The following is a 12,704-nucleotide window of genomic DNA, read 5'->3' on the forward strand; positions in this document are numbered from 1 at the left end:
TTATCTCTCAACACTTCCATTATATAATGACCAAAGACGACGAAGAAAGCTTAAACACTTTCATACACTTGGCTAAGATAATGTAGATTTCCCAAAATTAACAATCAGAAACTCTAGGTTCTGTGAAGGAAAATTATTTTAAAAAACACCAGTAATTTATATTAAATCACAACTAATGATTAAAAATTGTTGACTTATTTTAAGTATCTTTATATCATAATTTACTTAAATGATATTTAAACTCTATCATTAATTTTTAATAAACTTAAGATATTGGTAACGCATGGAAAATAAAGAAGAAGAATCAGATATATTACCTGAGTTTATAATTGATGAAGAGGAGGAAAAGCGATTAAAAGCTGAAAACTCTAAAAAAGAACTTAAATTAATATTAATAACGTTTGCAATCATTTTAACTAGCTTTTTAACATTTTGTTATTTCTTTTTTAACTACATAGAAGAAAAAGCAGCAGAATATAAACTACAGCAAGAAGCAGAAGCAAAAAAGTTAGATAAAACTGAATGATGTGTCATCCCGTGGCTTGACCACGGGGTCCATAAAAACAATAAAAAATATTAATAATTTAGTATTTTAAGCTAGATCACGCGATCAAGTCGCGGGATGACAAGAGTGAAGTTGAGCCATGCAACAACGCTTGTCAAGCAAACTAGGTGACAGTGTCTAACATTTCGGCAATTCTCAAATAATCTTGAGGAGTAAGATTTTCAGCACGATAATTATCATTGATTTTCAACTGAGTTAATATTTCATGTATATTAGGTACAAGATTTTTCAGTGATGATTTGATCATTTTCCGTCGTCCTGCAAAAGCAAGTTTTGTTATTTGCTCAACTTTATTTATCAGAGCAATAGACGGCAGATTTTCTAAAGGTATTAGTTTGACTATCGCAGAATATATTTTAGGAGGTGGATAGAAAGCAGTCGGTGCTATGTCAAAGCATTTTTCCACTTTAGTAATTAACTGACATATTACCGATAACCTGCCATATGCTTTAGTTGATGGCATAGCACAAATACGTTCTACTACTTCCTTTTGTAACATTAGCGTCATATTAGTAATTAACCGTGCTTCTTTCAGCCATCTAATTACTAACTCAGTACCTATATGATATGGTAAATTAGAGATTATAGTTACTTTATCATAGCTTAAATCAGTTAAATTTATTTTAAGAGCATCTTGTTTTATAATATTTAGATTAGGATAATATTCTTTAATCTCATTAAGGAGCGGGATACATCTCTCATCTGTTTCTATAACAGTTAAGGATTCAGGATTTTTCTGCAATATTGACCTAGTTAATCCTCCGGTGCCGGGTCCTATTTCTAGCACTCTGCTATTTTCTGCAAGGTTACTCGCACGTACAATTTTATCACATAGACTACTGTCAAAAATAAAATTTTGTCCGTGCTTTTTAAGAGGATTAATTTGATGAGCTGCTGCATGTTTTGCAATTGAAGGGAGCATATTGCATGTCATTCCCGCGAAGGCGGGAATCCAGTAAAACGTTTATTTTTATCAAGTATATAATTCTGTTAATAATCAAGGTTATTTTTTTGGATTCCCGCCTTCGCGGGAATGACATAGAACAACTACATACTAAGACGGCAGCATTATTTTTATAGCTGCTTTCTTATGCATATTTTCAAACATTTTTTGTGCTTTTTGTGAAATCTTTTTATTGGTTAGGAAGTTTACTACATAATTATTTTCATCTTCATTAACATTTAAGATTTTTTTGCTGCACACTAATATTATTTCAAATTTGTTATTTACTTCAAAAACATTGCTTGCTTTATCCGAGCTTAAGTCCTTTAAAATAGTTTGTTTTACACCTTCTATCTTGCTAAGCTTATCGGTAATAATTTGCATAGTAGCAAAATTATCATAAAGCGATTTTTTAACGTCTGCACATTTTTTTAGTCGATTTTTCAAATTATTCATCTGTGTAAACGCTTTATTGCCACCATCTTTAGATGTAAACACTTGCATTGAAATTTCTACGTCTTTTTGATCACTAGATAAAATTGCGACATCTATTTCTTTATTACTTACTTGTACCGATCTTGATAGACTTGATAAAATATTCATTTTAATCAACTCGGATTTAATTTGGGAAATAAAACTATCAGGATTAACTGATCTGCTTTTTAAATACTGAAGAAGAGAACCATGAGGCATTTTATTACGATCTTCAATAGATTTAATAGCATTATCTATCTCTTCTTGCGGAATTTCTCTATCTCCGGCATATTGAAAAAGCAAAGATTCGTCAATTAAGCTCTTGATTGCTAAGTCACTTAGCTGCTTATCTTGAGCATGCGTTAGACTTTCAACATTATTTAGTGCCATAATCATTTTTTTTCTAGCACGGAACTCATTAAGAGTAATAGGTTCATCATTTACGGATGCTACTATATTCGGCAGCGAAGCTTGTGCTACATTAAAAGCAAAAAAAACAGTAATGATTAATAATAATTTTCTCATATTTCTAGACTCACATAACGTAATAATTGGAATAGTTTTTATGTGGATAGCAACTCGTCATTGCGAGGAAATTTACATAGTAAATTGACGAAGCAATCCAGTTAAAAATGCTAAATAGCATTTTTTATTACTTTTTCTGGATTGCCACGTCGCTTCGCTCCTCGCAATGATGACTATCCACACAAGCACAATGCTAAACTCACATATTCAAAACTTTTAAACCAATAGAAATAGTCGGCGAAGAGGTAGTCTTTTTGATTCCTCTGCTTCCATCGGCTAGATAATCGGAATAAATCTTTGCAGTAATTCTAACACAATCTTGAGCATATGTCACCCTAATAGTTCGAGTAAGTAAATTTGGAGAATGTCTAGAGAGATCAATACGTGCACCAAAGCCTATAGTCCAATTTTCTGCTAGCTGATAATTTATGTCTCCATAAAATTGTCGTACTCTATTATTTGAAACCTTTATATTTTCTACGGAATAATATTTTTTAAGGTTTGTAAGCTGAATAAAACTACCTAGCAAGTTAATCTTATCATAGTTAAAATTTCCTCCCACCTCATCTCTAATAGGTCTGAAATATTTATCTTTCCGAAAGCTATAAAACACTTCTAAATTATTAGAAATATTACCTAGAATCTGCCCTACATTTTCCGTATCATCTGCAGGCAAATCTATACTATATCTTGTATTACGCGACTGTCCTAAAAATAATTTTAAATAATTTTCTTCTTTAGCAATACTAGTATTTAAGCCGTAACTTAATCTATTACCGAAATCATGGCAATCAATACCGCTATAACGATTTGATAAAAAGATATTTTTTTCGGATAATTCATATTTAGCAGGATCAATTATAACAAATTTTTTATCTTTCTTAGATAGTTTACGTCCCATAGTAAAAGAAACCACCGGCTCAATAAGTAAATTTATCGTTTTTGTTATATTACCTACTAACGGATAACGCCATAAGGTTTGCAATTCCGGTATATTCCTTTGAAATGATTTACTTTCTCTCGTCTTATCTAAATAAGCCCGTCTAGCAAGATAAAAATCACCTCTATCTTTTGCTACAAAATCAAAAATTTGCCCTGAAGAAGTCAGCACATTATGCATAAAGGATAGTTGCAAAGAGGTTCTAGCGACTTGTTTCCCTATTCTTTCTTTGTACATTAACGTATTATTTTCAACAACGATATGGCTGTTGTCATTATCATTCAAATTTATCACGTTTTTTGTATTGATTTTCGGTAATACTAACGGGTCAGTATATTTACTATCATTACTACCTAAACCTTGAAAACTTAATCCTTCCACCGAAAAATAATCAGCCTCATGAATTTTATTTAAGAATATTTTAGAAGTTAAATATGAAGCGTAGTTATTATAATAATTTTTTAAATAAGCTTTATCCGATGTACGCTCCACCCTGAAGCCGTAATCATAAACTTTATCGGTACTAATAAAATTACCGCTTGCTATATAATGATAAGAAGAAACCTTTTTATTTTTTACTACATTCCCGTCTTTTTTTAGAAAATACGGTAATTTACCGTAACTACCTTGAAAATTCATATTATCGGTATCATTCGGACGATAGCGTGCTTCTAGCTCATAAGTTTGATATTTACTAAAAATTCTTGGAGTGAGAGTAAAATCCATATTAGGTTTTACACGTAGATATAGAGGTATACCAAACCCTTTATTTTTGACGTCAGGTACCAATAATCCAGAAGTTGCAGGGGCCGTAGGAGTCGGATGAAAAAAATACGGTAAGTAAAAAATCGGTACGCTGTATACTTCAAAAAACACGTTTTTATAAACTATCCTATGCTCTTCGGAATGAATATAAGTATCTTTAGCAGCAATTTGCCAAATAGGGTTTCTATTACAAGTAACATCGCAAGGAGTAAATTCGGCATGGTGCAGCTTAAGATTATTTTCATCTATTCTTTCGGCAAGTTTAGCAATTAAAAGATTATTATCACCAGAAAGTAAAATGAATTCCGATATGATCCCTTTCTTAAATTCGTCTTTTAAAACTGCTTTATCACCCTCTATTATTCTGTTTTGTTTATCCTTAATTCGGATATTACCTTCTACCCATAAAATATCATTTTCTATATCATAAAGTAAATTATCTGCCGTTAATAAATACTCATCCGTGATAATTCTTATATTACCTTTAGCATATATCAAATCCTGACTTTCGTTATACTCTACGAAGTCGGCTATCATATTACTAATTTTAATATTCTGACCATTCTTAGAAAGATCGGCAAAGCTTACCAAAGAAAATATTATGATAATAAGCAAGCATATTATTCGCAATAGCATTTATATTAATAAATATATTTTAATAGTAAAAAATAATAGCAAGCTATTAGTAATATATCAAATAATAAAAAATTTTGCTTGCTCTTTTGCAGTGCAAGGTTATTCTATGGAGATGATAACCGTCATTGTGAGGAGACATTGTTGTGTGGATCGATTCCACTACTGTCACCCCGTGTAGCTTGACTACGGGGTCCATAAAAACAATTTAAAATACTAATATTATTAGTATTTTTAACTGGATCCCGTGGTCAAGCCACGGGATGACATCGGAACGTTTTTCAAGAACCAGGCAACAAAGCCACTCTAAGCTCAAAAAACCAAGTACTAATAAAATGCTAGATAATTTCATTGCAAATCAAGCAACTAAAGAGTTTTCAGTTAGTGAGATTTCTAATAAAATCAAAGAATTATTAGAAAATAATTTTGGCTATATTAAGGTAAAAGGAGAAATTTCAGGTTTAAAAATAGCAAGCTCAGGTCATGCTTATTTTAACTTAAAAGAAAATACCGCTATTTTAGCTTGTACTTGCTGGCGTCCTATTTTTGCTAAAATCAAATTTCCTTTAAATGACGGTATGGAAGTGGTGATTAGCGGCAAACTTTCAAGTTATTCAGGTAATTCACGCTATCAATTATCGGTAGATAATTTGCAACCTGCAGGACTTGGTGCTATGTTGCAAATTCTAAATGAACGCAAAGCTCGTTTAGAAAAAGAGGGACTATTTAATAAGAAACGTATTCCTATACCTTTTTTACCTGATAAAATAGGCGTTATCACTTCAATAACCGGTGCTGTTATTAAAGATATTATTCATCGCATTCGCGAACGTTTTCCGACTCGAATAATAATATGGCCGGTTAGCGTACAAGGCGAAAATTCCGGCAATGAAATTGCTAAAGCAATTGAAGGATTTAACAATTTAGAAGAGATAAATAAACCAAGTGTTATAATTGTTGCTAGAGGCGGTGGTTCTATAGAAGATCTTTGGTCATTTAACGATGAGATATTAGTACGTGTCGCTTATAACTCAAAAATTCCTATTATTTCCGCAGTAGGTCATGAAGTGGATTATACTTTAATAGATTTAGCAGCCGATAAAAGAGCTCCAACACCGACTGCTGCCGCAGAATTTGCCGTACCGGTACGATCTATTTTAAATAATACTCTACAATCTTATGAAAAAATATTATTGAATAATACTAGCAGGTTAATTAAGTATCACGAACAAAATATAATAAATTATGATAAAATACACAGATATCTCTCTCACTATATGAATAATAGGCAGCAATTACTGGACGAAACCAGTTTTAATTTGCTAGATGCTTTACCGTGTTTCATTGAACTACAAGAAACAAAGCTTAAATCTTTTTCTAAAGAAAGAGTTAACCCTACTAAAATACTCAATTACAAAACATTAGAATTAACACATCAAACAGCTTATCTATCAAAATCGGCAAATAATACTTTGAAAAATTTTGAGTATAAATTAGAATTAAATAGTACGTTACTTGCAAGCCTTGATTATAATAACGTATTAAAACGAGGTTTTGCTATAGTTAAAGGGGAAACGGATAATTTTTTATCTTCTAAAATTACTGCTGCAAATGAAAAAATTTTTAATATTAAATTTTCTGACGGCGAAATTAAAGTAGTTCGTAATTAAGGAACTTTATTACACGGATTCGATGTCATTCCCGCGTAGGCGGGAAGGCATTGTTGCGTAGATCGGTAAAACCCACTGTGTCACCCCGTGGCTTGACCACGGGGTCCATAAAAATAATAAAAAATACTAATATTTTAGTATTTTTAACTAGATCCCGTGATCAAGCCACGGGATGACAGAGGTGAAGTTGTTCCACGTAACAATGCCACGCGGGAATAACAAAACACAATTCTAAAAAAATACAGACCATGAAAATTTTAAAGCTTTTTATTTTTATACTTCTCATTTCTAAAAATTTTTATGCTTTGAGCATAGGTGCAAACGAGCAACAAGCAATTTTAGAATGCGAAGGGACAGCCGATAAAAAAACTTTGATAAATGCCTGGTATATAAATGAACCTTACCAATACTTAATTGCTACTTCAAACGGTCATACTACCGTTTCCGGTATGGATATAGAATTAATTAACGCTATTGCTGCAAAAATAGGTATCAATATTGAGTATAATCAAGATAGCTGGTATCAAGATCAATTAGATATTCAAAGCGGAAATGCCGACATGAAAGCAGGAGCTACTTATACTACTGAGAGAAGTAACTATGCTTATTTTTCAAAACCTTATCGTCTTGAAGAATTATCATTATTTATTATTGAACCACTTGCCAAAAAGTTAAATTTCCAAGATGTTAATGAACTAACAGCACAAATACGTCTATTTAATCTCCAGTTAGGAATAGTAAAAAGTACTGTATACGGAGACCCTAAATTTACGGATTTTTTATATAATGAGAAAAATCAAGATATAATTAGAATATATCAAAATAATATGGAATTGATAAATGGACTAATCAAGAAAGAAATTGACGGTTTCATTAGTGATCGAATTGTCGGTGCCGTTAATATCTTAGGAAGAACAATGGACAGGAATATATTAGAAGTTCCCTTAAATATTAAAACACCCCTACATTTAATGTTTAGCAAAAAAACCGTATCTTTAAATATAGTTGAACAATTTAATTTTGCGATAGATGATTTTCTTGCAAGTAACGAGTATAAAAAAATTATTAAGACATACATATATCATATTCTATTGCCTAAATCTATAGATTCTCGTTGGTACCATGTTATAGGTTTACTTGGTTGCCTTGCTTTTGCTTTTTCAGGAATTATTTTGAGTAGCAGAAAAAATAGTACTTTATTCGGTACATTTTTATTTGCGGTATTACCATCTGTTAGTAGCTGTATAATGTTAGATTTAATAGTAAACCATGATACCGGACATTTAAACTTCTATTTTACTCCTTCTTATTTCTATTACATATTTGTAGTAGTTTTACTCGGTTTTACAATTATTAAATTATTCAGCTATTATAATAAACAGATTGCTGAAGATAATTATTTAGAACAATCATTAAATAATATAGTAGCAATTTGCGATTCATTCGGACAAGCAACTTTTATAATTATAGGAGTTGCAATGGTTATTATTCACAAAATTGAACCTCTAAGTTTCTGGGGACCGTTTTTTGCTTTCATTACGGCTAATTGCGGTGCAATATTACGAGATTTTATTATGAAAGAAAATTCAATTAAGAGGATACCAAGAGGAGTTAGTATTGAAATCACTGTATTATGGGGTATAGCTTTTAGCGTATTATTAGATATGTATGGTAGTAATCCAAATTATCATACAATAAAATATTCAATGATTATAGTAATTTCCGGAGCATTTATTACTAGTCTCTTAGTTTATCATTTTGGTTTTCTTGAGTGGCGATTCCGTAATGAAAAATTAGAAGACATAGAAAAACAAACATGAAGATAGCTACTTGGAATATTAATTCCATAAAAACAAGACTTAATTTATTGCGTAATTTTTTATCTAAAGAAAATCCGGATATTTTATTATTGCAAGAAATAAAATGCGAAACCGAAAAATTTCCTTTTGATGAATTATCCGATTTACCTTATAATTTTTACATTCACGGGCAAAAATCATATAATGGTGTTGCTATAATTTCAAAATTTCCTGCCGATGAAATAATTAAGGATTTTCCGAATAATTACTGCAGTGATCAAGCAAGATTCTTAGAAATAAAATTATCATTACCTATAGGGTTTTGTAATATAATTTCGCTCTATGCTCCTAACGGTTCATTTGTCGGTAGCGACAAATTTGTAGTAAAGCTAGCATTTTATGATAATTTTATCAATTATCTATCAACTAAAAAATCTTTTAATGAAAAAACTATCATAGGCGGTGATTTCAATATTGCACCGTTCGATATAGACGTATATTCACCTAAGCTACTTGCTGAAACTACTTGTTTTACTGAAATTGAACAAAAAAAACTACGTACTATTCTAAATTCCGGGTTTGAGGATTTATATAGATTGAGGCATCCGAGTAAACAAGAATTTTCATGGTGGGATTATAGAGCCGGATGTTTTGAACAAAATAAAGGTATGCGAATTGATATGATTCTTGGTTGTAATAATACTATTGACTATTTAGAAAATTGCTATATGGATTATAATTTAAGGACTCAAGAAAAACCTTCAGATCATATACCGGTAATTGCGAGTTTTAAGGGGTAGCCTGAGTCGTCATTGCGAGGAGCCATAGGCGTTATGGCTCGATTTATGTCATTCCCGCGTAGGCGGGAATCCAGAAAAAAGCGAAATTAATTGAACTTTTAATTTTTAAAATTCAGTGTGTTTACACTTTTTAGCGACTGGATTCCCGCTTTTAGCTAGGATAACATCGAGTAGGTTTTACCGATCCATTAAAAAAATAAACATATGTCTCCAAAATTCATGAAATCTTACGAAAAATATATGACGATTGTCGGTACAATCGGCAATTTTATGTTTTATGTACAGGCTCATAAGATTTTCACCTGCAAATCTTCGGCTTCCGTTTCTATGCCCGCCTTTACTATAAGTGCTATTGCTCTTTGTAGTTGGCTTATATACGGCATATTAATAAAAAATACACCTATTATAATAGCAAATATAGTAGTTTTATCGGAGCATTATTAGTTCTCTTAACCATAATAATATATTAATAATGACTAAGAAAATCATTACTTTAGTTGGTCGTCCGAATGTAGGCAAATCAACACTTTTCAATAGATTAAGCATACGTAAAAAAGCTATCGTTCACGATTTGCCGGGCGTCACTAGGGATAGAAAATATACAGAAGGCAAAATCGGCTCTTTTGAATTTTTGTTAATTGATACCCCAGGACTTGAAGAGAATCCTGATAGCATGGGAGAAAGGTTAATGGAACAGACTACTAAAGCAATTTTAGAGGCAGATTTAATTTGTTTTATGGTTGACGGTAGAAGCGGAATATTGCCCGATGATAAGCTACTTGGTAGCTTTGTTAGAAAATATAATAAGCCTGCTATATTGGTAGTTAATAAATGTGAGAAAGCTTTTGATTTTGATAAAGAATACTACAAATTAGGGTTTGATAGTATGGTGGCTATCTCTGCCGAGCATGGCACAGGCTTAATTGATTTATATGACGAGATTATTGCCAAGTTACCTGAAGAAGAATCAATCGAGACAAATATAGCCGATCCAATTAAAGGAGATTGTTTGCAGATAGTAGTTAGTGGTAGACCTAACGCCGGAAAATCTACTTTTATAAACGCTCTTATTAATGATGAAAGATTATTAACCAGCCCTGAAGCCGGTATTACTCGTGAATCAATTGAAATTGATTGGCAATATAAAAATAATCACATTAAATTAATCGATACGGCAGGACTCCGCAAGAAATCTACTATTACAGAATCTTTAGAAAAATTATCGGCTTCAGATGCTATTAACTCTATTAAATTTGCTAATACCGTAATCTTAATGATTGATGCTTTAGCCCCTTTAAAACAGCAGGATTTAAATATTGCAAGCCATGTGGTAAATGAGGGGAGAAGTATAGTTATAGTAGTAAATAAATGGGATTTAGTTAAAGAATCCAAAAAAGAAGCATTTCAGGAAGAATTTTATTATCAGATAAATACTCATCTGCCTCAGGTTAAAGGTGTACCCGTTCTATTTATTTCAGCAATAAACAAACAAAATATAGAGCAAGTTTTAGATGCTTGTCTTAAAATCTATAAAATTTGGAATAAGAAAATAACTACTAGCAAATTAAATGAATGGCTTAATTTTACTACGGAAGCACATCCACTACCTCTACAAAAAGGCGGGAAAAGAGTGCGTGTAAAATATATGACTCAAACAAAAACCCGCCCCCCTACTTTCAAATTATTCTCTAATAATCCGGAAAAAATTACCGATAGCTATACTCGTTATCTAGTAAACAATATGCGTGAAGCTTTTGATATGCCCGGCATTCCTATTAGATTCACTTATGTAAAAACAAAAAATCCTTATGTGTGAAGTTTATTAAATTAACTAATTTACAAAATTTACATTTACGTATATACTTGTTTATACAAAAACAAATATATTATTATGCAAAGTCAAATTAAAAAATGGGGAAATAGTTTAGGTATTAGAATACCTAAACACTTAGCAGGGAAACTACATGTTAGTGAAGGTACCTTAGTTAATTTAAAATTAGTCAATAATAGTTTAATTATTAGCACAGAAAAATCTGAATTAGATACATTGCTAGATAATATTACTGACTCTAATCGTCATCATGAATTATTAAGTAATGATAAGACTAAAGGTAATGAAACATGGTAAATTATATACCTGAAAAAGGTGATATAGTTTGGCTTGATTTTGAACCGCAAAAAGGTAAAGAAATTCAAAAGACAAGACCGGCGGTTGTACTTAGCCCTTACAAATATCATCTTAAAAGTGGTCTTGCTTTATTTGCTCCTATTACTAGTCAAATAAAAATTATCCCTTTGAAGTAATAATAGATTTTCAGCAAATAAAGGGAGCGGTATTATGCGATCAAGTTAGATCAATGGACTTCAAAGCACGTAAAGCAAATAAAATTTTAACATTAAATAAAATACTTATAGATGAAATAATACATAAATTAAAATTACTTTTATAAAATATTCATTCTATCTATAACAAGAAGTCACATATTACACAATAGTATAAAAAACAATAATATAGAGAAAATATTAAATAACTTGTTAGGTTCTGTGAAGGAAAATTAAGTTATTTATATTTTTAGATATTTTGTTAACAGTGCCATAGTGCTTTGTCCTTGTAATTTCATAATATCACTTTGAATTTACAATAAATAGCAAGATTTTTTTACTTTAATTATGCTATAATTTGTAGGCTTTCTATACCTTTCTACCGGCTTGTTTATTTCCTATCTCTCTTTGTCTTTCTTCTAATACCTTACTTGTATGTGATCCTACCGCTTCTTTATCTTTACTAAATTTACTTTTTCCTAAATTAACTATAGTTTCTGCTACTACTCCTAGAACTTTCGGTTCTGATAATAATTTTAACGCCGGCACTATAATTTTACCGTATTCATGTTTGCTAAATTTATCGGCAATTTTAATTAATTCAGGTGCATGTTTACCAGCTATCTTTACTAATTTTTCACCGTCTAGTTTTAATTTTTGACCCTTAGGTGTTTTGTTTAAAAACTCATCTACAACCGGTCCTAAACTACTTGCATGTTTTATTAAGAGTTCAGGAAGGTCTTTTTCAATTATTTTATTTATTTCTGGATTATTATCTTTAATTTGTATCAAAGTACTAATCAATTCCTTTACCTCTTTTGATTTCTCTTCCTTTGGAAGTGACTTAATTAACTGAGCTTTTTGTATTACATCGGCAATTTTATCGCTATCGGAAAGAGCAAGGCTTGCAAGTTTAGTAATTGACGGCAGAACATCTTTTACAAAAGGCATAGAGGCATCTAGTGCTTTATGTATAAACTCAGGATCTTTTCATTTTGATTCTATTCTTTCTATTACTTTAGGATGTTTTAAAACATCTAATATATCCTGTTTATTATCATCTAAATATTGCGGTAATTCTTTTTCTAAAACAGGATATAAATTATCAATAATTTTTTTGGCATTTTCAACTAACTCTACTATTTGAGGTTTTTTTCCTTTTAATAACTTTTTTTTAATTTTAGTATTTAACCCTTCTATATTTAGGTTAATTTTAGTCCAACGCTGATTTTCTTTAAGCTGACTATAAGCTTTTATGGGAGTGTTGA

The 12,704-nt window shown here is 31.0% G+C and carries 14 protein-coding genes and 3 pseudogenes; 11 read left to right on the plus strand and 6 right to left on the minus strand.

The genetic code is table 11. The features are described 5' to 3' along the window. The first annotated feature begins 283 nt into the window (after window positions 1-283). Window positions 284-526 carry an RP671a family tick cell line-upregulated protein gene (locus SB78_RS04650; RefSeq protein WP_041078953.1) on the plus strand — a complete coding sequence of 81 codons (243 nt, stop codon included), beginning with the start codon at window positions 284-286 and terminating at the stop codon, window positions 524-526. Between the two features lie 142 nt (window positions 527-668). Here the strand turns inward: SB78_RS04650 and rsmA are convergent, their stop codons facing one another. Then, window positions 669-1,487 carry a 16S rRNA (adenine(1518)-N(6)/adenine(1519)-N(6))-dimethyltransferase RsmA gene (rsmA, locus tag SB78_RS04655; RefSeq protein ID WP_041078954.1) on the minus strand — a complete coding sequence of 273 codons (819 nt, stop codon included), beginning with the start codon at window positions 1,485-1,487 and terminating at the stop codon, window positions 669-671. Window positions 1,488-1,492: 5 nt separating this feature from the next. Here rsmA and SB78_RS09705 point away from each other — a divergent pair, with 5 nt between their 5' ends. Next, the gene (locus SB78_RS09705) at window positions 1,493-1,645 is read left to right on the plus strand and encodes a hypothetical protein (RefSeq protein ID WP_158510104.1); all 153 of its coding nucleotides are present in this window, start codon (window positions 1,493-1,495) and stop codon (window positions 1,643-1,645) included. Here the strand turns inward: SB78_RS09705 and SB78_RS04660 are convergent. Together SB78_RS04660 and SB78_RS04665 are read right to left on the minus strand one after the other, a co-directional pair. Beyond that, on the minus strand, window positions 1,620-2,507 hold the full coding sequence (locus SB78_RS04660) for a SurA N-terminal domain-containing protein (RefSeq protein ID WP_041078955.1): 888 nt from the start codon (window positions 2,505-2,507) through the stop codon (window positions 1,620-1,622). The genes SB78_RS09705 and SB78_RS04660 overlap by 26 nt on opposite strands. Window positions 2,508-2,706: 199 nt before the next feature. Continuing rightward, window positions 2,707-4,848, minus strand: a complete 2,142-nt coding sequence (locus SB78_RS04665; protein WP_041078956.1) for an LPS-assembly protein LptD — start codon at window positions 4,846-4,848, stop codon at window positions 2,707-2,709. Between SB78_RS04665 and SB78_RS10960 the strand changes: the two genes are divergently transcribed. Next, window positions 4,814-5,026: a hypothetical protein gene (locus SB78_RS10960; protein ID WP_081420957.1), complete on the plus strand. Its 213-nt coding sequence runs from the start codon at window positions 4,814-4,816 to the stop codon at window positions 5,024-5,026. The genes SB78_RS04665 and SB78_RS10960 overlap by 35 nt on opposite strands. 27 nt (window positions 5,027-5,053) lie before the next feature. Here SB78_RS10960 and SB78_RS09710 read toward each other — a convergent pair whose 3' ends face one another. Then, window positions 5,054-5,197 (minus strand): hypothetical protein, encoded by a 144-nt coding sequence (locus SB78_RS09710; protein ID WP_158510105.1) that lies wholly within the window; start codon window positions 5,195-5,197, stop codon window positions 5,054-5,056. Here SB78_RS09710 and xseA point away from each other — a divergent pair. The 8 genes and pseudogenes from xseA (at window position 5,181) to SB78_RS04700 (ending at window position 11,564) form a co-directional block, all read left to right on the plus strand. Further along, window positions 5,181-6,515 (plus strand): exodeoxyribonuclease VII large subunit, encoded by a 1,335-nt coding sequence (gene xseA, locus SB78_RS04670; protein WP_041078962.1) that lies wholly within the window; start codon window positions 5,181-5,183, stop codon window positions 6,513-6,515. The two genes, SB78_RS09710 and xseA, sit on opposite strands and share 17 nt — an antisense overlap. A 53-nt stretch (window positions 6,516-6,568) precedes the next feature. Continuing rightward, entirely contained in the window at window positions 6,569-6,691 is a 123-nt protein-coding gene (locus SB78_RS11780) for a hypothetical protein (RefSeq protein WP_338390879.1), read from the plus strand. A gap of 72 nt (window positions 6,692-6,763) precedes the next feature. After that, the gene (locus tag SB78_RS04675) at window positions 6,764-8,335 is read left to right on the plus strand and encodes a transporter substrate-binding domain-containing protein (protein WP_041078957.1); all 1,572 of its coding nucleotides are present in this window, start codon (window positions 6,764-6,766) and stop codon (window positions 8,333-8,335) included. Further along, entirely contained in the window at window positions 8,332-9,114 is a 783-nt protein-coding gene (gene xth / locus SB78_RS04680) for an exodeoxyribonuclease III (RefSeq protein WP_041078958.1), read from the plus strand. Before SB78_RS04675 ends, xth begins: the two co-directional genes overlap by 4 nt. Window positions 9,115-9,318: 204 nt before the next feature. Next, window positions 9,319-9,584 (plus strand): annotated as a pseudogene (locus tag SB78_RS04685) (SemiSWEET family transporter). Between the two features lie 2 nt (window positions 9,585-9,586). Further along, complete coding sequence (gene der / locus SB78_RS04690) at window positions 9,587-10,930, plus strand: ribosome biogenesis GTPase Der (protein ID WP_041078960.1); 1,344 nt, start codon at window positions 9,587-9,589, stop codon at window positions 10,928-10,930. Between the two features lie 75 nt (window positions 10,931-11,005). Continuing rightward, window positions 11,006-11,242 (plus strand): AbrB/MazE/SpoVT family DNA-binding domain-containing protein, encoded by a 237-nt coding sequence (locus SB78_RS04695; protein ID WP_041078961.1) that lies wholly within the window; start codon window positions 11,006-11,008, stop codon window positions 11,240-11,242. After that, a pseudogene (locus SB78_RS04700) lies at window positions 11,236-11,564 on the plus strand (type II toxin-antitoxin system PemK/MazF family toxin). The gene SB78_RS04695 and the pseudogene SB78_RS04700 overlap by 7 nt, the downstream one beginning before the upstream one ends. Before the next feature lie 241 nt (window positions 11,565-11,805). Here the strand turns inward: SB78_RS04700 and SB78_RS10970 are convergent. Then, on the minus strand, window positions 11,806-12,387 hold the full coding sequence (locus SB78_RS10970) for a hypothetical protein (protein WP_241773750.1): 582 nt from the start codon (window positions 12,385-12,387) through the stop codon (window positions 11,806-11,808). Between the two features lie 39 nt (window positions 12,388-12,426). Continuing rightward, window positions 12,427-12,704 (minus strand): annotated as a pseudogene (locus SB78_RS04710) (hypothetical protein); the annotation flags it as partial.

It is taken from the genome of Rickettsia asembonensis (genome assembly GCF_000828125.2).
Lineage (GTDB): Bacteria > Pseudomonadota > Alphaproteobacteria > Rickettsiales > Rickettsiaceae > Rickettsia > Rickettsia asembonensis.